The organism is Gordonia sp. 135, from assembly GCF_009720185.1.
Lineage (GTDB): Bacteria > Actinomycetota > Actinomycetes > Mycobacteriales > Mycobacteriaceae > Gordonia > Gordonia alkanivorans.
Window position 1 is genome coordinate 2,895,078 of the sequence record NZ_CP046257.1, and the last position, 25,344, is coordinate 2,920,421.

Annotated in this window: 21 protein-coding genes; 11 read left to right on the plus strand and 10 right to left on the minus strand. The window is 69.7% G+C overall.

Translation table 11 applies throughout. The features are described 5' to 3' along the window. Nucleotides 1-35: 35 nt before the first annotated feature. Nucleotides 36-701 carry a hypothetical protein gene (locus tag GKZ92_RS13040; RefSeq protein WP_155225714.1) on the minus strand — a complete coding sequence of 222 codons (666 nt, stop codon included), beginning with the start codon at nucleotides 699-701 and terminating at the stop codon, nucleotides 36-38. 254 nt (nucleotides 702-955) lie between these two features. Between GKZ92_RS13040 and GKZ92_RS13045 the strand changes: the two genes are divergently transcribed. Beyond that, the gene (locus GKZ92_RS13045; RefSeq protein ID WP_006359503.1) at nucleotides 956-1,936 is read left to right on the plus strand and encodes a PAC2 family protein; all 981 of its coding nucleotides are present in this window, start codon (nucleotides 956-958) and stop codon (nucleotides 1,934-1,936) included. Between the two features lie 20 nt (nucleotides 1,937-1,956). Further along, nucleotides 1,957-4,038: a DEAD/DEAH box helicase gene (locus GKZ92_RS13050; protein WP_006359504.1), complete on the plus strand. Its 2,082-nt coding sequence runs from the start codon at nucleotides 1,957-1,959 to the stop codon at nucleotides 4,036-4,038. Between the two features lie 3 nt (nucleotides 4,039-4,041). Here the strand turns inward: GKZ92_RS13050 and GKZ92_RS13055 are convergent, their stop codons facing one another. After that, nucleotides 4,042-4,974, minus strand: a complete 933-nt coding sequence (locus GKZ92_RS13055; RefSeq protein ID WP_006359505.1) for a hydrogen peroxide-inducible genes activator — start codon at nucleotides 4,972-4,974, stop codon at nucleotides 4,042-4,044. A 126-nt stretch (nucleotides 4,975-5,100) separates the two neighbouring features. Here GKZ92_RS13055 and GKZ92_RS13060 point away from each other — a divergent pair, with 126 nt between their 5' ends. After that, complete coding sequence (locus GKZ92_RS13060) at nucleotides 5,101-5,688, plus strand: peroxiredoxin (protein WP_006359506.1); 588 nt, start codon at nucleotides 5,101-5,103, stop codon at nucleotides 5,686-5,688. A 14-nt stretch (nucleotides 5,689-5,702) separates the two neighbouring features. After that, nucleotides 5,703-6,236: an alkyl hydroperoxide reductase gene (locus GKZ92_RS13065; protein ID WP_006359507.1), complete on the plus strand. Its 534-nt coding sequence runs from the start codon at nucleotides 5,703-5,705 to the stop codon at nucleotides 6,234-6,236. Between the two features lie 72 nt (nucleotides 6,237-6,308). On the opposite strand, the gene GKZ92_RS13070 is transcribed toward GKZ92_RS13065, so the two are convergent. Continuing rightward, the gene (locus GKZ92_RS13070) at nucleotides 6,309-7,586 is read right to left on the minus strand and encodes an aminotransferase family protein (RefSeq protein WP_006359508.1); all 1,278 of its coding nucleotides are present in this window, start codon (nucleotides 7,584-7,586) and stop codon (nucleotides 6,309-6,311) included. A gap of 22 nt (nucleotides 7,587-7,608) precedes the next feature. On the opposite strand from GKZ92_RS13070, the gene hrpA reads away from it, so the two are divergent. Continuing rightward, complete coding sequence (hrpA, locus tag GKZ92_RS13075; protein ID WP_042375780.1) at nucleotides 7,609-11,595, plus strand: ATP-dependent RNA helicase HrpA; 3,987 nt, start codon at nucleotides 7,609-7,611, stop codon at nucleotides 11,593-11,595. Here hrpA and nrdR read toward each other — a convergent pair. Next, on the minus strand, nucleotides 11,569-12,036 hold the full coding sequence (gene nrdR / locus GKZ92_RS13080; protein ID WP_035754175.1) for a transcriptional regulator NrdR: 468 nt from the start codon (nucleotides 12,034-12,036) through the stop codon (nucleotides 11,569-11,571). The two genes, hrpA and nrdR, sit on opposite strands and share 27 nt — an antisense overlap. Nucleotides 12,037-12,135: 99 nt before the next feature. Beyond that, entirely contained in the window at nucleotides 12,136-12,672 is a 537-nt protein-coding gene (locus GKZ92_RS13085) for a LysM peptidoglycan-binding domain-containing protein (RefSeq protein ID WP_006359511.1), read from the minus strand. A 237-nt stretch (nucleotides 12,673-12,909) separates the two neighbouring features. Here GKZ92_RS13085 and lexA point away from each other — a divergent pair, with 237 nt between their 5' ends. Then, the gene (lexA, locus tag GKZ92_RS13090) at nucleotides 12,910-13,617 is read left to right on the plus strand and encodes a transcriptional repressor LexA (RefSeq protein ID WP_006359512.1); all 708 of its coding nucleotides are present in this window, start codon (nucleotides 12,910-12,912) and stop codon (nucleotides 13,615-13,617) included. Here the strand turns inward: lexA and GKZ92_RS13095 are convergent. Next, complete coding sequence (locus tag GKZ92_RS13095; protein ID WP_155225341.1) at nucleotides 13,595-15,295, minus strand: putative PEP-binding protein; 1,701 nt, start codon at nucleotides 15,293-15,295, stop codon at nucleotides 13,595-13,597. The two genes, lexA and GKZ92_RS13095, sit on opposite strands and share 23 nt — an antisense overlap. 136 nt (nucleotides 15,296-15,431) lie before the next feature. On the opposite strand from GKZ92_RS13095, the gene GKZ92_RS13100 reads away from it, so the two are divergent. The 4 genes from GKZ92_RS13100 (at nucleotide 15,432) to GKZ92_RS13115 (ending at nucleotide 19,627) form a co-directional block, all read left to right on the plus strand. After that, complete coding sequence (locus tag GKZ92_RS13100) at nucleotides 15,432-16,202, plus strand: DeoR/GlpR family DNA-binding transcription regulator (RefSeq protein ID WP_155225342.1); 771 nt, start codon at nucleotides 15,432-15,434, stop codon at nucleotides 16,200-16,202. Next, nucleotides 16,199-17,158: a 1-phosphofructokinase gene (gene pfkB / locus GKZ92_RS13105; protein WP_155225343.1), complete on the plus strand. Its 960-nt coding sequence runs from the start codon at nucleotides 16,199-16,201 to the stop codon at nucleotides 17,156-17,158. The genes GKZ92_RS13100 and pfkB overlap by 4 nt, the downstream gene beginning before the upstream one ends. Nucleotides 17,159-17,225: 67 nt before the next feature. Then, nucleotides 17,226-19,289 (plus strand): PTS fructose transporter subunit IIABC, encoded by a 2,064-nt coding sequence (locus GKZ92_RS13110; RefSeq protein WP_006359516.1) that lies wholly within the window; start codon nucleotides 17,226-17,228, stop codon nucleotides 19,287-19,289. 77 nt (nucleotides 19,290-19,366) lie between these two features. Further along, on the plus strand, nucleotides 19,367-19,627 hold the full coding sequence (locus tag GKZ92_RS13115; protein ID WP_006359517.1) for an HPr family phosphocarrier protein: 261 nt from the start codon (nucleotides 19,367-19,369) through the stop codon (nucleotides 19,625-19,627). A 3-nt stretch (nucleotides 19,628-19,630) separates the two neighbouring features. Here the strand turns inward: GKZ92_RS13115 and hflX are convergent, their stop codons facing one another. From hflX to GKZ92_RS13135, 4 genes are read right to left on the minus strand one after another with little or no spacing between them, the layout of a single operon-like run. Beyond that, nucleotides 19,631-21,088, minus strand: coding sequence for a GTPase HflX (gene hflX / locus GKZ92_RS13120; protein WP_006359518.1), 1,458 nt, complete (start codon nucleotides 21,086-21,088; stop codon nucleotides 19,631-19,633). A gap of 51 nt (nucleotides 21,089-21,139) precedes the next feature. Beyond that, on the minus strand, nucleotides 21,140-22,042 hold the full coding sequence (dapF, locus tag GKZ92_RS13125; protein ID WP_035754133.1) for a diaminopimelate epimerase: 903 nt from the start codon (nucleotides 22,040-22,042) through the stop codon (nucleotides 21,140-21,142). A 39-nt stretch (nucleotides 22,043-22,081) separates the two neighbouring features. Beyond that, nucleotides 22,082-22,999 (minus strand): tRNA (adenosine(37)-N6)-dimethylallyltransferase MiaA, encoded by a 918-nt coding sequence (gene miaA / locus GKZ92_RS13130; protein ID WP_006359520.1) that lies wholly within the window; start codon nucleotides 22,997-22,999, stop codon nucleotides 22,082-22,084. Continuing rightward, nucleotides 22,996-23,730: a hypothetical protein gene (locus GKZ92_RS13135; RefSeq protein ID WP_006359521.1), complete on the minus strand. Its 735-nt coding sequence runs from the start codon at nucleotides 23,728-23,730 to the stop codon at nucleotides 22,996-22,998. Before GKZ92_RS13135 ends, miaA begins: the two co-directional genes overlap by 4 nt. A gap of 214 nt (nucleotides 23,731-23,944) precedes the next feature. Between GKZ92_RS13135 and GKZ92_RS13140 the strand changes: the two genes are divergently transcribed. After that, nucleotides 23,945-25,309 carry a DUF349 domain-containing protein gene (locus GKZ92_RS13140; RefSeq protein ID WP_196222004.1) on the plus strand — a complete coding sequence of 455 codons (1,365 nt, stop codon included), beginning with the start codon at nucleotides 23,945-23,947 and terminating at the stop codon, nucleotides 25,307-25,309. Nucleotides 25,310-25,344: the final 35 nt, after the last annotated feature.

A 25,344-nucleotide genomic window follows, 5' to 3' on the forward strand; every position in this document is an offset into this window, starting at 1 on the left:
CAACCGCGGCGGCCCGTCCACAGGCCGTGGTCTTCTCAGCCGAAGGCGGCCGACACCGCCTTGGTGAACAGCTCGTCGAGCGCAGCCGAATCCTCGGCGGGCACCGGACCTGCTGCGGGCCAACGATATTCGGCGTACACACGGACCCCGTCGCGCTGGCCTGTCAATGCGAGCGAGCTGGTGGTGACCGGTGCGGTACCACCGCCGGTGACGATGGTGCGGCGGATGGTCGCGGTCTCGACGCCGTCCCGTGCGGGCGGGGCGGGCAGGACCTCGGTGGTCACCGTCGACGACGCCCCGAAGGTGGTCGTTGTCAGTTCCGGGCGCCTCTCGGCGCGCTGCACGACCTCGGCGAGCGGGGTGTCGACGTGGGCGACGACGGTGGTCAGGGTCGAGCGTTCCGCGGTGCCGGGGCCGAGGAAGGCGACGGCGCCGTCGGCGGAGACCGGGGCAGGTGCGCAGTCGGCCGGTGAGACCTCGGTGTCGGCCCCCTGCCCCGGCGCCGGGCTGCCGGTCACGTCGGCCAGTGCGTTGGCCACCGCCTGGGGCGGGATCGGGCTCGCCGGTCCACCCGGGAAGTCCGAGGCCAGCACCGACCTCGACGAGAGGTCCGGGTTCGCCGACTGGGCGTCACCCGCGATCGAACACGCCGAGAGGACACCACCGGCGAAAAAGACGCAGGCGGCGGCCAGCACGAGCACGGGCAGGCGGCGTCCGGAGGACGTACGGGGTGCAGCGGTTGCCGGGGTCACAGCGATCTACTGTGCCACCGCGAGAGCCCGCCCGTGCGGGTGACACACCCGACGAGGGAATCCCTGGCGCGGCTATGTCGTTACATATTCGGTGTCTCGCCGGACGCCGGTGCCCAACCGCGACCGGAGGTGCGAGACAATGAGACATATGACGAGAATCCGGCCGTGCTGTGCCACGGCCGCCACGTACAAGGAGGGATGACGTGGACGAGCAACCCGCGCGGAACGACGCGCTGTACGAACTCGCCTTTCCCGCTCCGAAGGTCACCCGCGCCGACGGCACGGGCCCCGTTCTGATCCATGCTCTCGAGGGGTTCGCCGACGCCGGCCACGCCGTCGCTCTCGCGGCCGCCCACCTCCGGGACAGCCTGGAGTCGGAACTGGTCGCGACGTTCTCGTCCGACGAGCTGATGGACTACCGCTCCCGCCGCCCGACGATCTCGTTCAGCGGTGAGACCTTCACGGAGGTCGAGATGCCGGCGCTGACCCTGCACGCGATCCGCGACAACTCGGGGAAGGGCTTCCTGCTGCTGGCCGGCGCCGAACCCGATCTGCGCTGGGAGCAGTTCGTCGACGCGGTGCGCCGCCTGTCCGACCGGCTGGGCGTCACCGATGTGATCGGACTCAACGCCATCCCGATGGCCGTGCCGCACACGCGTCCGCCGTCGATCACCGCGCACGGGAGCGACCCCGACGCCCTTGGCGACCTCCCGCGCTGGGGTTCGGCGATGAAGCTGCCCGCGAGCGCCTCGATGCTGCTCGAACTGCGGATGGGTGAGCACGACTACCGGGCCTCCGGCCTGTCGGTCCACGTGCCGCACTACCTGGCGCAGACCAACTACCCGGCGGCCTCTGCGCGACTGTTGTCCGCGGTCGCCGAACTGGCCGGTCTCGACCTGCCGCTCGCCGCGCTCGAGAGCGCCGCCGAGAAGGTGCGCGCCCAGGTCGACACCGAGGTCGAGGGCAACTCCGAGATCGAGTCGGTCGTCGCCGCATTGGAGACGCAGTACGACACCTTCACCCAGGCCGCCGAGGAGCGCGCGTCGCTGCTCGCCGCCGAGGAGTCGCTGCCCAGCGGCGACGAACTGGGCGCCGAACTCGAACGGTTCCTCGCCGAGCAGGCAGCCGAGCAGACCCCGAAGGACGATGAGCCCGGAGACGAGGGACCGCGATCGTCGATCTGACCGCGAGCCCGACGGCCCTGGTGCCCGTCGACGATGAGGACCAGGCGCTCGACACCTACACACAGTGGTGGACCGATCGTGGCCTCGACCTGTACGAACACCAGGAAGAGGCCCTGCTCGAGCTGCTCGCCGGCAGCCACGTCATCCTGGCGACCCCGACCGGTTCGGGCAAGTCGCTCGTGGCCGCCGGCGCACTGTATTTCGCGCGCTGCCGGGGCGAGCGGGCCTTCTACACCGCGCCGATCAAGGCCCTCGTCAGCGAGAAGTTCTTCGAACTGTGCGGGATGTTCGGCGCCGACCAGGTCGGTCTGCTGACCGGTGACGCGTCGGTCAACCCGGATGCGCCGATCGTCTGCGCCACCGCCGAGATCGTCGCGAACCTGGCCCTCGCCGCCGGTGGCGACAGCGACATCGGCACGCTCGTCGCCGACGAGTTCCACTACTACGGCGAACCCGACCGCGGCTGGGCGTGGCAGGTCCCGCTCATCGAGCTGCCCTCCACGCAGTTCCTGCTGATGTCGGCAACGCTCGGTGACGTCTCGTTCTTCGTCGACGATCTCGCGCGCCGCACCGGCCGCGACACGGTCGAGGTCACCGGCGCCCAGCGGCCCGTGCCGCTCGTCCACGACTATGCGATGACCCCGATCCACGAGACCATCGCCGATCTCGTCGACCGCGGTCGCGCCCCGGTCTACGTGGTGCACTTCACCCAGGCCGCCGCGGTCGAACGCGCCCAGGCTCTCCTGAGCGTCAAGATCTGCGACAAGGAGGAGAAGGCCGCCATCGCCGAGGCGATCGGCGACTTCCGCTTCTCCACCGGCTTCGGCAACACCCTGTCGAAGCTGCTGCGTTCGGGTGTCGGCGTCCACCACGCCGGGATGCTCCCCCGCTACCGTCGCCTCGTCGAACGTCTTGCGCAGCAGGGACTCCTGAAGGTGATCGCCGGCACCGACACGCTGGGCGTGGGCATCAACGTGCCGATCCGCACGGTGCTGTTCGCCGGGTTGAGCAAGTACGACGGTCGCCGCGTCCGTCGCCTCCGGGCGCGGGAGTTCCATCAGATCGCGGGCCGCGCCGGCCGCGCCGGCTTCGACACCGTCGGGTACGTCGTGGCTCAGGCACCCGAGCACGACGTGGAGAACGCCCGCGCCGTCGCCAAGGCCGGCGACGATCCGAAGAAGCTGCGGAAACTGGTGCGCCGCAAGCCTCCCGAGGGTTTCGTGTCGTGGGGAGAGAAGACCTTCACCCAGCTGATCGACGCGCCCGACGAGCCGCTGCGGTCGCACTTCCAGATGACCACCGCGATGCTGCTCGAGGTCCTCGGCCGTCCCGGCGACTGTTTCGCCGCCATCCGGCACCTGCTCGAGGACAACCACGAACCGCGAGATCGGCAGCTGCGCCACATCAAGCACACCATCGAGCTCTATCGCGGCCTGCGCGATGCCGGCATCGTCGTGCAGCTCGACCAACCGGACGAGACCGGCCGGCACATCGCGCTCAGCGTGGACATGCCGGAGAACTTCGCGCTGACCAACCCGCTGTCCGCGTTCGCGATGGCCACGTTCGAGATCCTCGACCCCGAATCCTCCACGTACGCCCTCGATGTCATCTCCGTTCTCGAGTCGACGCTGGAGAACCCGCGACCGTTGCTGCTCGCCCAGCGCAAGGTCGCCCGGGACGCCGCGATCGCCGAGATGAAGGCCGACGGCATCGAGTACGAGGAACGGATGACGCGGCTGGAGGACATCACCTGGCCGCAGCCGCTCTTCGAGGAGATCTTCGGCGCCTTCGAGATCTACCGGCGCGGTCACCCCTGGGTGGCGTCGTTCCCACCCAACCCGAAGTCGGTGCTCCGCGAGATGCTGGAGAAGGCGATGACCTTCACCGAGCTGATCTCCGCCTACGGTCTCGCCCGCAGCGAGGGCGTGGTGCTGCGCTACCTGTCCGACTGCTATCGGGTTCTCCGCCAGGGCGTTCCGACCAGTGCGGTGACGCCGGAGATCGAACAGATCGTGGCCGATCTCGGCACCATGGTCCGCGAGGTCGACTCGAGTCTCGTCGACGAGTGGGAGGCACTCGCCGCCCAGGCCGCGGAGGTCTGACCCTCACACCGGCGTGACGGCGCCGGTGTCGGCGACGATCTCCCCGATGATCGTCGCGAGCTGTCGATACGCGTCGTCGTGGCGTGCGGACCGGCGGAAGACGACCCCGATCCGCCGCCCCGGTCGCGGCGAGGCGAAGGTGGCGATCGCCAGGTCCCCCGAAGCCGTCTCCGACGCGACCGCGGTCTGCGGGATGAGGGTCACCCCGAGCCCGCCCACGACGCAGTGCACGGCCGTCGTCAGCGATGCCGCGCGCGTCTGCCCCAGGTCGGGCCGGACCCCAGCGAGAGCACACACCTCCAGCGCCTGGTCCCGCAGGCAGTGCCCCTCGTCGAGCAGCAGCAACGGCAGGTCGGCCAATGCGCTCGGGTCCACCCGTCGTTTGCCGGCAAGAGCGTGCCCGGCCGGCAGGGCGAGGACGAAATCCTCACGGTAGAGCGGTATCTCGGCGATTCCGGGCACGTCGAGCGGCAGCGCCAGGAGCGCCACGTCGAGCGTGCCGCCCCGCAGCTGTTCGACGAGCCGCCCGGTCTGTTCCTCGACGACGCGGGGCCGCAGGTCCGGAAGCCTCTCGGCGAGTCCGCGCAGCACCGCGGGCAGCACGTAGGGCGCGACCGTCGGGATGACTCCCAGCCGGATCGCCCCGTGCAGCGGCTGACCGGCACCCGCGGCCGCCGCGGTGAACTCGTCGACGGCGTCCACGGCCGCGATCGCCCGCGGCAGCAGTTCCTCGCCGTCCTGGGTCAGCAGCACCCGGCGCGTCGTCCGTTCGACGAGCGTCACCCCGAGACCCGTCTCGAGCGCCGACAGGGCCTGCGACAGCGACGGCTGGCTCACTCCCAGGTCCGCGGCGGCGGACCCGAAGTGTCTGCGCTGGGCGAGCGCCACGAACGCGCGCAGACCGGCGATGGTGGGCTGATAAGTTTTATCGGGCATGGCTATCAGTGTAGTGCTACTAATCACGTTTCGCTTTTGTCGAATTTCCGGCACGATAGTACTCGTACGTCGCGAAAGTCTTTCGCGCGCAATTCCGGTACACCCCCTCAGCTGAAGGAGCGATACATGGCCCTGCTCACCATCGGTGACCAGTTCCCCGCCTACAACCTCACCGCCGTGATCGGTGGCGACCTCAGCAAGGTCAACGCCCAGCAGCCCGATGACTACTTCACCACCGTCACCTCCGACGACCACCCCGGCCAGTGGCGCGTCGTCTTCTTCTGGCCGAAGGACTTCACCTTCGTGTGCCCGACCGAGATCGCCGCGTTCGGCAAGCTGAACGACGAGTTCGCCGATCGTGACACCCAGGTGCTCGGCGCCTCGGTCGACAACGAGTTCGTCCACTTCCAGTGGCGTGCACAGCACGAGGACCTGAAGACCCTGCCGTTCCCGATGATGAGCGATCTGAAGCGTGAGCTGGCCACCGCTGCAGGCGTTCTCAACGCCGACGGGGTCGCCGATCGCGCCACCTTCATCATCGACCCGAACAACGAGATCCAGTTCGTGTCGGTCACCGCCGGTTCCGTGGGCCGCAACGTCGACGAGGTGCTGCGCGTCCTCGACGCCCTGCAGTCCGACGAGCTGTGCGCCTGCAACTGGAAGAAGGGTGACCCGACGATCGACGCCGGCGAGCTCATGTCCTCGGGCGTCTAGAGAAGGAGATCAAGATGAGCATCGACAATCTCAAGGAAGCCCTTCCGGAGTACGCGAAGGACCTCAAGCTCAACCTCGGTTCGATCAGCCGCACCACCGCGCTGAACGAGGAGCAGCTGTGGGGAACCCTGCTGTCGACCGCCGCTGCCACCAAGAGCGCCAAGGTGCTCAGCGAGATCGCCGACGAGGCCGCTGACAACCTGTCGGCCGAGGCCTACAACGCCGCACTCGGTGCCGCGTCGATCATGGGTATGAACAACGTGTTCTACCGCGGTCGCGGCTTCCTCGACGGCAAGTACGACGACCTGCGTCCCGGCCTGCGGATGAACATCATCGGCAACCCGGGTGTCGACAAGGCCGCGTTCGAGCTGTGGTCGTTCGCCGTGTCCTCGATCAACGGCTGCGGACACTGCGTCGCCGCCCACGAGAACACCCTGCGTGAGGCCGGCGTCGACCGCGAGGCCATCTTCGAGGCCCTCAAGGTCGCCTCGATCGTGACCGGTGTGGCCCAGGCCATCGCCACCACCGAGGTGCTCGCGAACGCCTGATCCAGGCAACACGACGAAGCCCGGCTGCCTTTCGGCAGCCGGGCTTCGTGGTGTTCGACAGTGTTCGGGCCGTCAGCTCAGCGCGGCACGGATGCGGTCGGCCATCTCGCCGACCTCGTCGGTCGTCATGACGAACGAGGGCGAGATCTGCAGCGCACCCTGCCCGGCGGCGCGTGTGCTGACGCCGTGCTCACGCAGCTTCACCACCGTGGCCGGCGCCGTCGCCGGATCGGCGAGCTGCACCGCGGTGACCGCACCGAGCCCGGTGCGCACCTCGGCCACCGCGTCGAGGTCGGCCAGCGGGGACAGGGCCGCCGCAAGGTCGCCCTCGAGTCGGGTGGCCTCCGCGAGCAGGTTCTCCCGGCGGATGATCTCGAGGTTGGCCAGTGCGGCGGCCGCGGCCGCGGCATGACCGCCGTAGGTGTAGCCGTGGCGCCACCAGACGCCGCCGGCGAAGAACGGTTCGGCGAGGCGCGGCGCGATGAAGACCGCACCCATCGGCACGTAGCCCGAGGTGAGCCCCTTGGCGGTGGTGATCATGTCCGGCTGCAGGTCGAAACGTGCCGAGGCGAACCACGAGTTGCCGGCGATACGGCCGAAGCCGGTGACGACCTCGTCGACGACGAACAGGATGTCGTGGTCCCGGCAGATCGCACGGACCTCGTCCAGGTATCCGGCCGGCGGCAGGTAGATGCCACCGGCGCCGATGATCGGCTCGCAGAAGAACGCGGCGATGTTCTCGGCGCCGACCCGCTCGATCAGACCGAGCAGGCTCTTCGCGTCATCCCAGTCGACGTTCTGCACGTCGTGCATGAGTTCGCCGTAGCCGTCGTGGTTGAGCGGGATGCCCGCCAGCGACGTACCGGCGGCGTGCATGCCGTGATAGGCCTTGGTGCGGCTGATGACGACGCGCTTGGCGGGCTTGCCCTGCTCCACCCAGTAGCGGCGGGCCAGCTTGACCGCGGTGTCGATCGAGTCGCTGCCGCCCGAGGTGAAGAAGATCTTCGACCCGGGCACCGGCGCGATCGCGGCGAGCTCGTCGGCGAGCTGCAGCGTGACGTCGCTCGCGATGTCCCCGAAGTTGGAGTAGTGCGCGATGGTGCCGAGCTGACGCGACACCGCGTCGGCGATCTCGGTACGCCCGTGGCCCACGTTGGTGAACCACAGACCGGCGGTCGCGTCGATGTATTCCTTGCCCTCGCGGTCCCAGATACGGGTCCCCTCACCCTTGGTCACGACGAAGGGGCCACTCGCGGTCACCGCACCCATGTCGGCGAAGCCGTGCCACAGAGCACCAGAAGTTTCAGACATGCCCACCATGATGCCGGGCGAGGTGAGCGCCCCCGGCATCGACCCATATCCTGGAGTCATCATGTCGGTCGAGTCCTCAGATCCAGCCCCGCGAGATCCTCAGCCCGGCATCTCCCGTTCCGAACTGCTGCGGTCGCTCGACGCGGTCGCGATCGTCGACGCCCACCGTCTGCGCCGCCGGGTCGACAAACTCGGCCGCACCCCCGATCCGCACAGATGGGAACAGCTCGTCGCCGACGTCGAGAAGGCCCGGCACCGCCTCGACCGTCGCCGGGCCACGGTGCCGGTGCTGCGCTTCCCCGACGAACTCCCCGTCTCGGCCGCCCGCGAGGAGATCGCCGCCGCGATCCGGGACCACCAGGTCGTGGTCGTGGCCGGTGAGACCGGTTCCGGCAAGACCACGCAGCTGCCGAAGATCTGCCTCGAACTCGGCCGGGGCATCCGCGGCACCATCGGCCACACGCAGCCGCGTCGTATCGCGGCGAGCTCGGTGGCCAAGCGCATCGCCGACGAGACCGACACCGAACTCGGTGACGCGGTCGGCTATTCGGTCCGGTTCACCGACCGCTCGGGCGCCGACACCCTGATCCGCGTGATGACCGACGGCATCCTGCTCCGCGAGATCGCCACCGATCCGATGCTGCGGCGCTACGACACCCTCATCATCGACGAGGCCCACGAGCGCAGCCTCAACATCGATTTCATCCTCGGCTATCTGCGACGGCTGCTACCGCAACGACCGGACCTGAAGGTGATCATCACCTCGGCGACGATCGAACCCGCCCGCTTCGCACGGCATTTCAGCACACCCGAGATGTCGGTCCCGGTCATCGAGGTGTCGGGTCGCACCTACCCCGTCGAGGTCCGTTACCGGCCGTTGAGTCTGCAGGAGCGCCCCGACAGCGGCGACGACACCGGCGGCGGCGAACACGCCGACCTCGACCAGATCCAGGGCATCGACGCCGCGATCGACGAACTGTGGGCCGGCGGCCGCGGCGACATCCTGGTCTTCCTCCCCACCGAACGCGACATCCGCGAGACCGCGGATGCGTTGAAGCGCCGGACGGGAACGGGCCGCAACGGCGGCGCGGAGATCGTCCCGCTGTTCGCGCGGTTGTCGATCGCCGACCAGCAGAAGGTCTTCGCCCCGTCGAACGGTCGCCGCATCGTGCTGGCCACCAACGTCGCCGAGACGTCGGTGACTGTCCCCGGCATCCGCTACGTCATCGACACCGGCACCGCTCGTATCAGCCGGTACTCGACCCGCACCAAGGTCAATCGCCTTCCCATCGAACCGGTTTCGCAGGCCAGCGCCCGCCAGCGCGCCGGGCGGTGCGGTCGCGTCGCCCCCGGTGTGTGCATTCGGCTCTACAGCGAGAACGACTTCGACGCCCGGCCCGCGTTCACCGACCCGGAGATCCTGCGTACCAACCTCGCCGCCGTCATCCTCCAGATGACCTCGCTGAAACTCGGTGAGATCGCGGACTTCCCGTTCGTGCAGCCGCCCGACGAGCGCGCCATCCGCGACGGCATGGGTGTGCTCACCGAACTCGGGGCGATCACCGTGAGCCGTGAGGGCGGCCCGCCGCGCCTCACCCCCGTCGGGCGCTCGATGTCCCGGATCCCGGTGGATCCGCGGATCGCACGGATGCTGATCGCGGGTCGCGAACTCGGCTGCCTCGACCACCTGCTGGTCATCGCCTCCGCGATGTCCCTGCCCGACCCCCGCGAGCGTCCGGCCGAACATCGCGAGGCCGCCGACGCCTCGCACCGGCGCTTCGTCGTGCCGCAGTCGGACTTCCTGTCCTACGTCGAGCTGTGGCGCTACCTCGACGAACAGCGCAAGGAGTTGTCCAGCAGCAAGTTCCGTCGGATGTGCGAACGGGAGTTCCTGCACTTCCTGCGAATCCGGGAATGGCGGGACCTGCATCGCCAGCTCACCGAGATCGTCAAGGACCTCGACTGGCCGGTGAGTCCGGCCGGTTCCGACCTGCCCGAGGTCGACGCCGACGCCGTCCATCGCGCGATCCTGTCAGGACTGCTGTCCAACATCGCCGCCCGCAACACCGAGGGCCGCGAGTTCACCGGGGCGCGCAACACGACGCTGATGATCTTCCCGGCGTCCCCGCTCGCCAAGAAGCCGCCGCCGTTCATCATGGCCGCCGAGGTCCTCGAGACCTCGCGACTGTTCGCGCACACGGTCGCCGGCATCGACCCGCTGTGGGCGGAGAAGCTGGCCGGCGATCTGGTCAAGCGCACGCACAGCGAACCGCACTGGTCGTCCAAGCGCGGTGCCGCGATGGCCTACGAGCGGGTCACCCTCTACGGGGTCACCCTCGTCGCGCGTCGTCGTGTCGACTACGGCCCCATCGACCCGGTCGTCTCACGCGAACTGTTCATCCGCCATGCCCTCGTCGAGGGCGACTGGCGTACGCAGCACCCGTTCTTCGAACGCAACCGCGCACTGCTCGAGGCCGCCTCCGACGTCGAGAACCGTATGCGCACACGCGGACTAGTGATCACCGAGGACCAGCTGTTCGAGTTCTACGACAAGAGGGTGGGCGCCGAGGTCACCTCCGCACGGCACTTCGACACGTGGTGGAAGAAGGCCCGACGCTCCGATGCGGCTCTGCTCGATCTCAAGCCGGAGGACGTCGCGGCGAGTACCGAAGCCGCCCCCACCGACTATCCGGGCGCCTGGCAGCAGGGCGACACCCGACTCGAACTCCGCTACCGGTTCGAGCCCGGCGCCCCCGATGACGGTGTCACCGTGATCATCCCGCGCGCACTGCTCCCCCACGTGCGCCCGGCGGGTTTCGACTGGTCGGTGCCCGGCATGCGGACGGAACTGGCCACCGCACTGGTGAAGTCGTTGCCGAAGCAGCTACGCAAGTCGATGTCGCCGGCACAGCGTTTCGCCGAACTGGCACTGGCCCGCCTCACCCCACGGAGCGAGCCGCTCACGGTCGGGCTCGCTCGCGAGCTCACCACGATCACGCAGATGACGGTCACCGCAGGCGATTTCGACGTCGACCGGATTCCGGCCCACCTACGGATGCATTTCGCGGTCGCCGACGACGCCGGGGAGATCACCGCGCGAGCCGATTCCATCGCCGAACTGCAGCGCGCGGCCACCCCGGCAGCGTCGAAGACGGTGAAGCGCACCCTGTATCGCGCCTGGACCGACGAGGGCATCGGCACTCTCGCCGCACAGCGGACCGTCGACATCGCCGGACAACGCCTCACCCGTTACCCGACCATCGACGCGATCACCGACGACGCCGGACGCACGCGCGGGGTGGTCGTGATCGACGCCGCGTCGGAGCAGACCCGTGATCGATTGGCGGCGAGAGGAATCGTCGCGCTCCTCGACCTGGCGATCCCGCCCCTGCACCGCCGCGTGGCCGGTTCCCTCGGGGCCGCGGGTCGACTCGCGCTGAGCCAGAGCCCCTACCCGGATCTCGATGCGTTGCTGGCCGACTGCACACGTCGCGCCATCCGCGATGTCGTGGCGGGCCTCGACGCCGGCACCCTGTCGGCGGTGCGCTCTCCCGAGACATTCCGCGTGCTCACCGAGAAGTTGCGTCCACGGATCACCGAGTCGGCACCGGACTACTTCTCTCTCGCCGTCGAATCCCTCGGTTGGGTGGCACCGGTCCGTGCCGCGATCGACCGACATGCCGGTTCACTCGCGGCCGATGACGTCGCCGAACAGCTGGACAATCTCGTCTTCGACGGATTCGTCGCCGCCACCGCACGACGACATCTGGAGAATGTGCCGCGCTACCTCGCGGCCGCCGAGGCCCGCCTGTCGGCGCTCCCTGCATCGGCGGCCCGGGATCAGGCCGGAGTAGCCGTCGTCGACCGGGTGACCGAGCGGTGGGCGCAACGACTGACTCAGGTGCCCGACCACCGGAAGGCGCACGTCAACGACGAGGCCCAGTGGCTCGTCGAGGAGCTGCGGGTGGGATTGTTCGCCGAACGGCTCGGCACCGCGTACCCGGTGTCGGAGAAGCGGGTCCTACGAACTCTTGACCGACTCGGCTGAGGCGGCTCGGAGGTCGTCGATCTCGCGCTGGAAGTCCTCGACGGAGTCGAACGAGCGATAGACCGACGCGAACCGCAGGTAGGCGACCTCGTCGAGGTCGCGCAGCGGCTTGAGGATCGCGAGACCGACCTCGTTGCTGGGGATCTCGGCCGATCCACTGGCACGTACGGTGTCCTCGACCTGCTGGGCGAGCTGCGCCAATGCGTCCTCGGCGACGTGGCGTCCCTGGCATGCGCGCCGGACGCCCCTCATCACCTTCTCGCGACTGAACGGTTCGGTGACGCCGTTGCGTTTGACCACCGCGAGCACCGCGCTCTCCACGGTCGAGAAGCGTCGCCCGCACTCCACGCAGGAGCGGCGGCGCCGGATGGCCTGCCCCTCATCAGCGACACGCGAGTCGATGACCTTGGTGTCGTCGTTCTTGCAGAAGGGGCAGCGCATCGTATCCTCACGCAGGTCACGGGACACTCTGGTGCAGCCGCGCCGCATGCCAGGCCGGTAGTCGGCCGGTCCCTGTGACATCGAGGATACCGCCCGTGCTCAGTGGTACCGGGGGGCGAGCAGCGGCTGACCGACGCGCAGCCCGCTCGACGGGAGGTCGTTCAGCTGGATGATCTCGTCGACGACCGCCTCACGCGGCATCTCGGGGGCGACGCGCGATGCGATGGTGCTCAGCGAGTCGCCCGACCGCACGTGTACGACCTCGGTGCCGACCGAAGAAGGTGTGACCGTCGCGGCGTAGTTCTGACCGACGACCGCGATGACCCACACGGCCAGAGCGAGCCCGACGCCGGCGAGAATTGCCGTCGCCGTGCGCCGACGCCGCCGGATGACGGCCGAGGGCGCGGTATGCGCAACACGCGAGACGGGTACGACCGGTGCACGACCCCGCATACCGACCGGCGAGGCGCACCGGGTGGAGGCGACCCGGCGGACCCGGACCGCCGACTCCGGCACCGGACGCCCGTCGACGGGCCGGCGGCCGTCGCCGCGGCGCATCGGGCGCGGACGCTCCAGGACGTCACCACGGACCGAATCGGTGGAGCGGTCGGGGTCGATGAGAGTGGCGGTGCGCATGATGCCCTCCGTGTTTCCGGTCGAACGCTTGTCCGTGCTCCGACTGCGTCGTCGGCGTTCGAACTGTTCGATTGTCGATCATCTGTTCGATGAACTGATGTTCGATTTGTAGCACGGCACTCCGACACTTGTCTCGCAACACGTCGAACAAATGTTTGATGCGGTCGGCATTCTCGGCTAGGGTCGTCGTCAGACAAGCGATCTACCAGCACGTTCGGAATCGAGAGGAACCCGATCATGAGCGATGACGGCGGTAAGCGCACCGGAGCGCGGGGCGCCGACGAGCCCGTCGCCCCGGCAGACATGGCGGCGGCCGAGGCCTCGCTGACGCCGCGGCAGCGCGGAGTTCTCGAGGTGATCCGCAAATCCGTGCGCGAGCGCGGTTACCCGCCGAGCATCCGCGAGATCGGTGACGAGGTGGGTCTCACGTCGACCTCCTCCGTCGCCCACCAACTGCGGACGCTCGAACGCAAGGGCCTCCTCAAGCGCGACGCGAATCGTCCGCGAGCGGTCAACATCGCACCGAGCGAGCCGCCGACGCCCACCTCACCGACCGGTGGTGCGCTACCCGAGCCCACCTTCGTGCCGGTGCTCGGCCGGATCGCCGCAGGCGGCCCGATCCTCGCGGAAGAAGCCGTCGAGGACGTCTTCCCGCTCCCCCGCGAGCTCGTCGGCGAGGGTTCGCTGTTCCTGCTGAAGGTCGTCGGTGAGTCGATGATCGACGCCGCGATCTGCGACGGCGACTGGGTGGTCGTCCGCCAGCAGAACGTGGCCGACAACGGCGACATCGTGGCCGCGATGATCGACGGCGAGGCCACGGTCAAGACCTTCAAACGCCAGAAGGGTCATGTCTGGCTGATGCCGCACAACGAGCTGTTCGACCCGATCCCGGGCGACGAGGCCGTGATCCTCGGCAAGGTCGTCACCGTGATGCGGCGTATCTGACCTCTTCGTTCTCGAGAACCGCGGCGGCAGCCTCGCGCGCCGCAGCCGGATCGGTGGTGGCGAGCGCGGCTGTCGCCGCGTTTTCGCAGGTCGACCGTGAGACGCCGCCGAGGCGGGCACCGACCGCGGCGGCCGCCACCGGAGCACTCGACAGCGAGGTGACACCCAACCCGACGAGCACACAGGCGAGGATCGGGTCCGCCGCGGCCTCGCCGCACACGCCCACCGGTTTCCCCTGATCCCGTCCGGCCCGCGCGACCGTCGCGATGAGGTGCAGGACCGCCGGCTGCCACGGATCGGTCAGCGATGCGAGATCGGCCGACATCCGGTCGGCGGCCATCGTGTACTGCGTGAGGTCGTTGGTGCCGATCGAGACGAAGTCGACCTCGGCCAGGATCGCCGGCGCGAGGATCGCGGCGGCGGGGACCTCGATCATCACCCCGGCGACCAGTCCGCGTTCCCGTACCTGAGCGGCGAAGGCGGCCGCCTCGGCCGGTGAGGCGATCATCGGCGCCATGACCCAGGGGCTCGTCTCGGAACCCTCGGCGGCGCGTGTGATCGCGTCGAGCTGATGGGCACGGATCTCGGGGTGTGCCAAGGCGATCCGGTCGCCGCGCACACCGAGCGCCGGGTTGGCCTCCTCGGGCTGGTGCACGAAGCGCAGCGGCTTGTCCGAGCCGGCGTCGAGCGTACGGATGACGACCTTGCGGCCGCCGAACGCGTCGAGCACCTCGCGATAGATGTCCGCCTGTTCCTCCACCGACGGCTCGTCGGCGCGTTCGAGGAAGGCCAGTTCGGTGCGGAACAGTCCGACGCCCTCCACCGGATGATCGGTGGCCGCACGGGCCGACGATCCGTCGGCGACGTTGGCCAGGATCGCCACCTCCACACCGTCGGCGGTGCGACCCGGGCCCGACCAGCCGGCGACCCGTGCGGCCTGACGCGTGTACTCGTCGACACGGGCCCGCGCGGCGGCGTTGTCGGGTTGCACGACGATCTCGCCTGTCGTGCCGTCCACGAGTATCACCGTGCCCGAGTCGATCCCGGCGAGACCGGGGACCGCGACGACACACGGGATGCCGAGCTGCCGGGCGATGATCGCGGTGTGGCTGGTGGGCCCGCCCAGGCGGGTGACCAGCGCGATGGTGGTGGCGGGATCGAGCCCCGCGGTGTCGGCGGGCGCGAGGTCGTCGGCGAGGAGGACCGAGGGCACGTCCGGCGTGGGCACGCCGGGCTCGGGCAGGCCCAGGAGTTCGGCGAGGACGCGGTCGCGGACGTCGTTGAGATCGGTGACGCGCTCGGCCATGAGCCCACCGAGCTTGGTGAACACGGCGGCGAACTGTTCGGTGGCGGCGACGGCGGCCGACGGCGCCGAGGCGCCCTTGGCGATCAGACCCGAGGCGGCACCGATCCAGCCGCGGTCCTCCGCGAGTCCGGCCGTTGCGGTGAGCACCTCGGCGGCGACGCCGGTGTTCTGCGATGCACGCTCACGTAGGCGCGAGGCGACCGCGGCCGCCGCGGCGGTGAACCGTTCGGCCTCGTCGGCGCGACGGTCCTCGGCGATCTCGACGCCTGCGCCCAGTGCCTCTGCGGAGTGGTCGGGTCGGCGTCCCGGCCAGAGTGCGGGCCCGAGAGCCACACCACCGACAACCGGCGTCCCCGTCAGAATCTGCGTCATGTGACCACGGTTACAAATTCTTCTTGACTTGTCAACATAAACAGGCGTAAACACAATTACTACAACACGCAAAGCCACATGTTCCCACATTGGACGGCCCGATCAGCGCCACGGGAACGATCAGAACGGAGCCGGTGTGTACGCCGAGGAGAGACAGCAGGCCATCGCCGAGGAGGTACGCGTCGCAGGACGCGCCTCGGTCGCCGAGCTCGCCGCGAAGTTCGACGTGACCAGTGAGACGGTCCGCCGCGACCTCGCGGTGCTCGAACGTGCCGGGCACCTGCAGCGAGTCCACGGCGGTGCCGTCCGCCCCGAGGTCCTGCGCGTGATCGGTGAACTCGGCATCGACGAGCGCGAGACGGAACAGACCGAGGAGAAGGCCGCGATCGGTCGTGCCGCGCTTCGTTTCCTCCCGCCCGACGGCGGATCGGTGCTCTTCGACGCCGGCACCACCACCTTCCGGGCCGCCGAGGCCATGCCGCGCGACCGCGATCTCACACTGATCACCAACAGCCTCCCGATCGCCGGGCTGCTCGCCGGACGCCATGCCGACGGTCTCCACTCCCTCGGCGGTCGCGTCCGCGGACTCACGCAGGCGACAGTCGGCGCCGAAACGGTCGCCGCGCTCGGCCGACTCCGCGTGACGACCGCGTTCATCGGCACCAACGGCCTGAGCGAGGCGCACGGTCTGTCCACCCCCGATCCCGACGAGGCGGCGGTGAAGGCGGCGATGGTCGCCGCAGCCCGCCGCGTCGTCGTCCTCGCCGACAGTTCGAAGATGGAGCGCGAGGAGCTGTCCGGTTTCGCCGGCATCGACGACATCGACGTTCTCATCACCGATTCCGGCATCGATCCGCAGTTCTCGGCCGCACTATCGTCCCGCGGCGTCGAGGTCGTGATCGCGTGATCCTCACCGTCACCGCCAATCCCAGCGTCGACCGCACCCTCGAACTCGCCACCCCGCTGCGACGCGGCGAGGTCCAGCGGGCCGGCGTCGTCCGCGCCGAACCGGGCGGCAAGGGCGTCAACGTCGCCCGCACCGTCGCCGCCGCCGGTCTCTCGACACGGGCCCTGCTGCCCGCTCGCACCGGCGACCCCCTGCTCGCCGCGCTCGACGACCTCGGACTCCCCTACGACGCCGTCCCCGTCGACGGCGAGGTCCGTTCCAACGTCACCATCGCCGAATCCGACGGCACCACCACGAAGATCAACGCCCCGGGCGTGACCCTGACAGCAGCTCAGCTCGAGTCGCTGTCCACTCTGATCCGCACCCACGCGAACGGCGCGGAGTGGGTCACGCTGTGTGGATCACTTCCACCCGGCGTGCCGGAGGACTGGTACCGGACGGTCGCCGACGCGCTGGTCACCGCCGGATGCCGCGTGGCCGTGGACACCTCGGGAGCACCGTTGCGCGCAGCCGCGGCAGGACGTGTCGACCTGATCAAACCCAACGAGGACGAACTCGCCGAACTCACCGGCGCCGATGCCGCCGAGCTCCGTGATTCCCTGTCGCGCAACGATCTCCGGCCGGTCGTGACCGCCTCGCAGGCCCTTGTCGAGCAGATCGGCGGCAGCGTCCTGGCGACGCTGGGGGCGCGGGGCGCCGTCCTCGTCACCGCTGCGGGCACTTGGTGCGCGACCCCACCGCCGATCGTCCCGCGCAGCACCGTCGGCGCGGGCGACTCGTCCCTGGCCGGCTTCCTCATCGCCCAGACGCGCGGTGCGTCGGCTCCGGAATGTCTCCGCTCCGCCGTCGCCTACGGTTCGGCGGCCGCCGCGCTCGCCGGCACCGCCTCCCCCACTCCCGATCATCTCGACCTGTCCGGGGTCACGATCACGGAACTCTCCGGGGCCGGCCGATGAGATGAAGCCGATCCCGCGCCCACAGGACCCCCACAAACCCCCGACCCACATTGCCGAAGGACATCCCATGACCGAGCAGATCATCACCGCGCAGACGGTGAGTCTCGACGTCGACGCCGGCGCCGACCCCGCCGCCGTCATCACCACTCTCGCCGATGCTCTGGCCGCGGCCGGACGGACCACCGATCCCGCCGACCTGGCCCGGGCGGCACTCGAGCGAGAGGCCAAGTCCGCCACCGGACTACCCGGTGGCATCGCGATCCCGCACGCCCGCACCGCATCGGTGACGTCGGCGAGCCTCGCCATGGCGCGCCTGTCCCGCAAGGTCGACTTCGGCGCACCCGACGGTCCGGCGGATCTCGTCTTCCTCATCGCCGCCCCCGAGGGCGGTGCGGCCGCGCACATGAAACTGCTGAGTTCCCTGGCGCGCTCGCTCGTCCGCCCCGACTTCGTGGCGAGCCTCCGCGAGGCCGAGACCGACGACCGCGTCATCGAACTGGTCACCGCGGCCATCGATCCCGACGCCGGGAAGGCCGCCACTCCCCCGGCAGCCCCGGCGGCGAGGGAGACCCCGGCCGCCACCGAGAAGCGCAGCGAGACGGTCTCCGAGAACCGGCCGCGCATCCTCGCGATCACCGCCTGCCCCACCGGGATCGCGCACACCTACATGGCCGCGGACGCACTGAAGTACGCTGCCGAACGGGCCGGGGTCGACTTCGCGGTGGAGACGCAGGGCTCCTCGGCCACCACACCGTTCGATCCCGAGGTCATCGCGTCCGCCGACGCCGTCATCTTCGCCACCGACATCGGGGTCAAGGGCAAGGGCCGCTTCCACGGCAAGCCGGTGATCGCCTCGGGCGTCAAGCGCGCCATCAACGAACCCGACACGATGATCGCCGAAGCCGTTGCGGCCGGACGGAATCCGGATGCGGCTCGCGTGACCGACGACGGCGGCACCGAGTCCGCCGAGGCGGGTTCATCCGGCGTCGGACTGGCCGGGCGCACCCGTCAGGCACTCATGACCGGTGTCAGCTACATGATCCCGTTCGTCGCGGCGGGCGGTCTGCTCATCGCGCTGGGCTTCCTGCTCGCGGGCTACGAGATCGCCAACAGTACGCTCGATGCCGGCGGTTCCCTCAACGACGCCGCCTTCATCGCCCTGAACAACAGCCTCTGGGATCTCCCCTCCGGGGGTCTCCTCCAGTACCTCGGCGCGGTCAGTTTCGCGATCGGGTCGGGGGTGATGGGACTCGCCGTCCCGGTCCTGGCCGGGTACATCTCCTTTGCGATCGCCGATCGTCCCGGCATCGCACCCGGTTTCGTCGCGGGCATCGTGTCCCTCGCAGTCGGCGCGAGCTTCATCGGCGCACTCATCGGCGGCCTCATCGCCGGTGCCGCGTGCCTGTGGATCTCGCGACTCCCCGTGCCGCAGTGGGCCCGTGGACTGATGCCGGTCGTGGTCATCCCGTTGTTCGGCAGCCTGATCGTCGGCGGTCTGCTCTACCTGGTTCTCGGCAAGCCGCTCGCCTGGCTGACCGAGCAGATGAACTCCGGACTCGAGAGCATGTCCGGCGGATCGGCCGTCGTCCTGGGCATCGTGCTCGGTCTGATGATGTGCTTCGACCTCGGCGGCCCGGTCAACAAGACCGCCTACCTGTTCGCCACCGCCGGTATCGCCGATGCCGCGACCGCCGGTCCCGCACAGTTCCAGATCATGGCCGCCGTCATGTGTGCCGGCATGGTCCCGCCGCTCGCCCTGGCGCTCGCAACGGTGTTGCGTCCCGGCCTGTTCACCGAACCCGAACGCGAGAACGGCAAGGCCGCATGGCTTCTCGGGGCGTCGTTCATCTCCGAGGGCGCCATCCCGTTCGCCGCGGCCGACCCGTTCCGAGTCATCCCGTCGATGATGGCCGGCGGCGCCCTTTCCGGCGCACTGATCATGGCATTCGGTGTCGAGCTCCGCGCCCCGCACGGCGGCATCTTCGTCTTCTTCGCCATGAACAGCTGGGTGCTGTTCCTCGTGGCCCTGCTCGCCGGCACCGTCCTGAGCGCGGTCGTGGTGATCGCGGCGAAGCAGTTCGGCCGGACCCGCGAGATCGCCGCGGCCGATCTCGAGGCCGTGGCAGCCTGAAGTCCAGACCCCGACGCGCGACCACATCGCCACGCACAACCACCAACCGACAAGCAATCGCCAACACAGGAGGCACCATGCCCAGCACCACCGTCACCGTCGGATCGGCAGTCGGCCTGCACGCCCGGCCGGCCACGATCATCGCCGAGGCCGTCGCCGACACCGGCAGCACCGTGACCCTCGGACTCGAGGGCGGCGACCCGGTCGACGCCGGTTCCGCGCTGATGATCATGACGCTCGGCGCCGAGAAGGGCACCCGGGTCGTGGTGACCGCCGAGGACCAGGCGGCGCTCGACAAGATCGTCACCCTCGTCGAAACCGACCTGGATGCCGACTGACAGCTAGACCTCGAGGTCCGCGATCTCGCCCGCGAAAGCGGCCGGGACGCGGACCTTCATGGTGGTACCCGACTCGGTGTGCTCGGAGGTGAGGACCTCGCCCTCGCTGTGGATCCGGGAGACGATGTCGCCGCGGGAGAACGGCACCTCGATGGTGAGCTCGACGTCTTCGCGGCCCACGAACTCGCGGACCCGGTCGAACAGTTCGGGCAGTCCCTCGCCGGTGCGTGCCGAGACGAACACCGCGTCGGCGCCGACCGCGCCGCGCAGCTCGGTGAGCCGGTTACCGTCGATCGCGTCGATCTTGTTGATCACCAGCAGTTCCGGCGGCGCCTCCGCCTTCTCCTCGGCGACGACCTCGCTGATGACCTGACGTACCGCCGAGATCTGTTCCATCGGGAACGGATCCGATCCGTCGACCACGTGCAGGAGCAGATCGGCGTCGACGACCTCCTCCAGCGTCGACCGGAACGCCTCGACGAGCTGGGTCGGCAGGTGGCGGACGAAACCGACCGTGTCGGTGAAGACCACGGCCCGCCCGTCGTCGAGGGTGGCCCGGCGCGTCGTCGGGTCGAGGGTCGCGAACAGCGCGTCCTGGACGAGCACACCGGCGCCGGTCATCGCGTTGACCAGGCTCGACTTGCCGGCGTTGGTGTAGCCGGCGACGGTGATCGACGGGATGGCCGAACGGTTGCGCGCCGCACGCTTGGTGGTGCGCGCCTTCTTCATGTCGCGGATCTCGCGGCGCAGCTTGGCCATCCGCTCACGGATGCGCCGGCGGTCGGTCTCGATCTTGGTCTCACCGGGCCCACGCAGACCCACACCGCCGTTGCTGCCGGCACGGCCACCGGCCTGCCGGGACATCGACTCACCCCAACCACGCAGGCGCGGGAGCATGTATTCCATCTGCGCCAGCGAGACCTGCGCCTTGCCCTCTCGGGACGTGGCGTGCTGGGCGAAGATGTCGAGGATCAGGGCGGTCCGGTCGATGACCTTGACCTTGACGACCTTCTCCAGCGCGGTCAGCTGGGCGGGCGTGAGCTCACCGTCGCAGATGACGGTGTCGGCCCCGGTCGCCAGGACGATCTCGCGGAGTTCCTCGGCCTTGCCGCTACCGATGTAGGTCGCCGAGTCCGGCTTCGAACGGCGCTGTATCAACGCGTCGAGCACCTGCGAACCGGCGGTCTCCGCCAGGGCGGCGAGCTCGGCCATGTTGGCCTCGGCCGACGCGGCGCTGCCCTCGGTCCAGACACCGACGAGGACCACCTTCTCGAGGCGGAGCTGCCGGTACTCGACCTCGGTGACGTCGGTGAGTTCGGTGGAGAGCCCGGCGACGCGCTGGAGTGACGCACGCTCGGAGAGTTGGAGTTCGCCGACGGTCGGATCGTCGTCGCGGTGGGGGTCACCGGGGCGATCGTCGAGGTCCGCGTCGGACAGGATCTGTGCTGATGATTCGGTCATACGGGATCCATGGTCTCACGCCCCGCCCCCGCCGAGCACGTGATTATCGGCTCAGCGGTCCCAGCCCGGTCGCAGGACGCCGTCGGCGACCAGCATCGACGGGCCACGCAGGGTCGAGCCGTCGGTCCGGATCGTCACGGTGACCTCGCCGCCCGGGATGCCGATGCGCAGCTCGCCGGTGTCCTGTCCGCGCGCGTCGAGGGCGGCGCGCGTGGCCGCGACCAGGCCCGTTCCGCAGCTACGCGTCTCTCCGACGCCGCGTTCGAAGACCCGCATCCGCGCGTACAGACGTCCGTCGACGTCCTCGACCGGCGGGGTGAGCAGCTCGACGTTGGCCCGGTTCGGGAAGTCGTCGGCCTCGATGACCACGCCGGCGGTGAAGTCGACAGCCGCGAGGCCGTCGGCGGTGAGGTCGGCGACCACGCACGCCAGGTGCGGGTTCCCGACGTCGACCTTGACACCCGGATAGATGTCGTCGCCGATGCGCACGACCGAGGTGCCGTCGAGGCGGGCGACACCCATCTCCACGGTGACCTCGGCGTGCACGTCGTCGAAGGAGTGGATGGTCACGGGCCGGGCTCCGGCACGCGAGCCCACGGTGAAGGTGTCGGTGTCGGTGAGTCCGGTCGCGCGGACGAAGTGGGCGAAGACCCGGACGCCGTTGCCGCACATCTCGGCGATCGAGCCGTCGCCGTTGCGGTAGTCCATGAACCAGTCGTCGGCCGCGACGCCGTCCGGCAGTGCGTCGAGGACGCCGCGTTCGACGAGCGCACCCGTGCGCGCCACGCGCAGCAGACCGTCGGCACCGATGCCCCGCTGCCGGTCGCACAGTGCCGCGACCATCTCGGCGTCGAGCGACAGCTCGGCGGCCGGATCGGCGAGCACGACGAAGTCGTTCTGGGTGCCGTGGCCCTTGACGAAGCGCAGACCCGTCTGATGAGAACTCACGCGCACCAGACTACTTCTCGCGCAGAGCGTCAGGCGCCGGTGACCTCAGACAGCGGCGGCGGCGAGGGCGCGGTCGGCGAGGTCGGGGGCGGCGGCGTCGAGCCAGACGGCGCGGTGATCGCGGCGGAACCACGACCGCTGCCTGCGCACGTACCGGCGGGTGCCGATGAAGGTGAGTTCCTCGGCCTGGGCCATGTCGTACTCACCGTCGAGGGCGGCGAGCACCTGCTTGTAGCCGATCGCCTGCGAGGCCGTGCGCCCCTCCCGCAGTCCGCCGGCGCACAGGGTCTCGACCTCGTCGGGCAGCCCGGTCTCGAACATCAGCCGGGTACGACGCGCGATCCGGTCGTCGAGTTCGGCGGTCTCCCGGTCGAGCGCGAGGATCACGGTCCCCCACCGGGGTTCGCCGATCGTCGGCTGCGACGCCGCGAACGGTTGCCCGGTCAGTTCTACGACCTCCAGTGCGCGGACGATGCGCCGGCCGTCGGTGTCGAGAATCGTTGCGGCCGCGGCGGGGTCGACCGACGCCAGCAGCCGGTGCATCTCGGCGACGCCGCGTTCGGCGAGCATCTCCTCGTACCGGCCGCGGACCTCGGGGTCGGTCGCCGGGAACTGCCAGTTGTCGAGCAGCCCCTGGACGTACATCATCGAACCGCCGACGATGACCGGGACGCGACCTGCGGCGAGGAGTCGCTCCACGTCGGCGGCCGCGGCCTGCTGGTACCGGGCGACGGTGGCCACCTCGGTCACGTCGAGGACGTCGATCTGGTGGTGCGGGATGCCGCGGCGTTCGGCGACCGGGACCTTGGCCGTGCCGATGTCCATGCCGCGGTACTGCTGCATCGCGTCGATGTTAACGATCTCCCCGCCCAGCCGCTCGGCCAGGTCGAGGGCGAGGTCGGACTTCCCGCACGCGGTCGGGCCGACGACCATGATCGGCCGCAGGGCCGGTTGGTCGCTCATGAACGGTCACCGGTGACGGTCCACGTGCCGACGACGTAGCCGACCCCGAACGGGGCTTCGGCGTACCTCGTCTTCGCGACGACGCCGGAACCGGAGTGGTCGACCGCGGCGGCGGCGACCTGCCATGCGACCCGGCCGCCGACTCCCTCCGTGTCGCAGGGCGCGTCGTCGAGGTCCAGGAGGGCAGCGGTGTCGGCGGCGGCGATCGCCGCGACGATCGAGTCGTTGAGGGCAACCGCGGAATCCCGTCGGCCACCGCCCGGCGCCTTGGGGGTCAGCGCGGTCGAGCCGTCGCCGACGACCAGGAGTCCGATCCGCTCCGGCGACTTCCTCAGCCGTGCGCCGAGATCCGCACCGATGACCGCGCACTCGGCGGGCGTCGTCGCCCGGCCGACGATCGACATGCTCGTCGGTCCCAGCGCCGCCCACTCACGCAGCCAGGCTCCGATCAGGGCGGACAGACTCATCCGACGACCGGTCCGATCGCTCACGCTCACCCGGACGTCGACCCCGTACCGGGCGAAACCGCCCGACCCCGACTCCTCCACCGGTCCGGTCACCGGGTCGTCGGAGGCGCCGACCACGACCCAGCGATCGATCCCGGTCGACGCCGCGTCGGCAAGGGCATCCCGCACCGCCGATCGCACGGGTTCGGTGTCGAACGCCGACGGACCGGCCAATTCGGGTACCAGCAACGGGGCACTCGGTACGAAGACGACGGCCGCAAGCACACCACGACGCTAGTCGAACCAGACATCGCGACCGACGCCCGAACCCCGACACGGATTCCGACAACTCGCCGCGCACGCCACATGCACGCGCCTGAACTGCTTGAATGGATCCGTACTGTCGGCTGTCGACGGGGCGTTACGATGCCCCGCGAGAACCGACCCAGCGACCGGCAGCCGTGACGCGCGGCACCACTGAGCGGCAGGACATGTGCAGATGACCCACCCGACCGATCCCTCCACGGCCACCGAGGCGCCGCAGACGAGCACTCCGGTCCCGACGCCCCGCCCCAAACCCGGTCCGCGTCCCAAGCCGGGCCCACGACCCGGTCCGCACGAACCCGTCATCACGCACATCAGTGCCGGCGACCCGCACCGGTACGGTCGCATCGACTCCTCCGGTGTGGTGTGGCTCAAGACCGCCGACGGCGAGCGCGAGATCGGCCAGTGGCAGGCCGGCACCGTCGAAGAGGGTCTGGCCCACTTCGCGCGCCGCTTCGACGACCTCGCCACCGAGGTCGAGATCCTCGAGGAACGTCTCAGTGCACGGTCCGGTGACCCGCGCAAGGCCCAGGCAGCCGCCAAGCACCTGCTCGACGACCTGCCCGACGCCCACGTCATCGGCGATGTCGCCGCGCTACAGCGTCGACTGGAGGCCATCGTCGGTTCCGCCGACGAGGTCGCCGAGTCGCTGCGCGCCGAGCGTGAGAAGACCCGCGCCACCGCCATCGCCCGCAAGGAGACCCTTGCCACCGAGGCCGAACAGATCGGCGCCGAGGCCACCAACTGGAAGGGTGCCGGCGATCGACTCCGCGAGATCCTCGACGAGTGGAAGACCATCAAGGGTATCGATCGCAAGTCCGATGACGCCCTGTGGAAGCGCTACGCGAAGGCACGCGATGCCTTCAACCGCCGCCGTGGTGCCCACTTCGCCGAGCTCGACCGCGAGCGCGCCGGGGCCAAGGAACGCAAGGAAGCGCTGATCGCCCGCGCCGAGGAACTGTCCTCGTCGACCGACTGGGGTCCCACCTCGGCCAGGTTCCGCGAACTCCTGGGTGAGTGGAAGGCCGCCGGCCGCGCGCCCCGCGACACCGACGAGGCACTCTGGCAGCGGTTCAAGGCCGCTCAGGACGTCTTCTTCAACGCCCGCAACGCCGCGACCTCCGAACGCGACGCCGAGTTCGCGGCCAACGCGACCGCCAAGATCGCGCTGCTCGAGGCCGCCGAGAAGGCCATCGACCCGGCCGCCGACCTCGACGCGGCGCGTCGTGAGTTCCGGGCGTTCCGCGACAAGTGGGACGAGATCGGCAAGGTCCCGCGCGATCAGATGCACTCGCTGGAGGGACGCGCACGAGCGATCGAGAAGCGCATCCGCGACGCCGAGGACGCCCAGTGGCAGCGCACCGACCCGGAGGCCCAGGCGCGTGCCGCCCAGTTCGCCGACCGCGCCGCGCAGTTCGAGGAGCAGGCCCGCAAGGCTGTGGAGAAGGGCAAGGACCGTGAGGCGGCGTCGCTGCGCGAGCAGGCCGCGCAGTGGCGCGAGTGGGCCGAGGCCGCCCACAGCGCCGTCACCGACCGCTGAGCGAACCCGCTACAACGACCCGAGGACCCCGGGCC

Excerpts from the sequence above, each read along its gene's own strand:
- GKZ92_RS13110 (WP_006359516.1), top strand. The coding sequence starts at position 17,226 with ATGACCGAGCAGATCATCACCGCGCAGACGGTGAGTCTCGACGTCGAC.
- miaA (WP_006359520.1), bottom strand. The coding sequence starts at position 22,999 with ATGAGCGACCAACCGGCCCTGCGGCCGATCATGGTCGTCGGCCCGACC.
- GKZ92_RS13065 (WP_006359507.1), top strand. The coding sequence starts at position 5,703 with ATGAGCATCGACAATCTCAAGGAAGCCCTTCCGGAGTACGCGAAGGAC.
- hrpA (WP_042375780.1), top strand. The coding sequence starts at position 7,609 with ATGTCGGTCGAGTCCTCAGATCCAGCCCCGCGAGATCCTCAGCCCGGC.
- GKZ92_RS13060 (WP_006359506.1), top strand. The coding sequence starts at position 5,101 with ATGGCCCTGCTCACCATCGGTGACCAGTTCCCCGCCTACAACCTCACC.
- GKZ92_RS13070 (WP_006359508.1), bottom strand. The coding sequence starts at position 7,586 with ATGCCGGGGGCGCTCACCTCGCCCGGCATCATGGTGGGCATGTCTGAA.
- lexA (WP_006359512.1), top strand. The coding sequence starts at position 12,910 with ATGAGCGATGACGGCGGTAAGCGCACCGGAGCGCGGGGCGCCGACGAG.
- GKZ92_RS13140 (WP_196222004.1), top strand. The coding sequence starts at position 23,945 with ATGACCCACCCGACCGATCCCTCCACGGCCACCGAGGCGCCGCAGACG.
- GKZ92_RS13055 (WP_006359505.1), bottom strand. The coding sequence starts at position 4,974 with ATGCCCGATAAAACTTATCAGCCCACCATCGCCGGTCTGCGCGCGTTC.
- nrdR (WP_035754175.1), bottom strand. The coding sequence starts at position 12,036 with ATGCGCTGCCCCTTCTGCAAGAACGACGACACCAAGGTCATCGACTCG.
- GKZ92_RS13115 (WP_006359517.1), top strand. The coding sequence starts at position 19,367 with ATGCCCAGCACCACCGTCACCGTCGGATCGGCAGTCGGCCTGCACGCC.
- GKZ92_RS13095 (WP_155225341.1), bottom strand. The coding sequence starts at position 15,295 with ATGACGCAGATTCTGACGGGGACGCCGGTTGTCGGTGGTGTGGCTCTC.
- hflX (WP_006359518.1), bottom strand. The coding sequence starts at position 21,088 with ATGACCGAATCATCAGCACAGATCCTGTCCGACGCGGACCTCGACGAT.
- GKZ92_RS13085 (WP_006359511.1), bottom strand. The coding sequence starts at position 12,672 with ATGCGCACCGCCACTCTCATCGACCCCGACCGCTCCACCGATTCGGTC.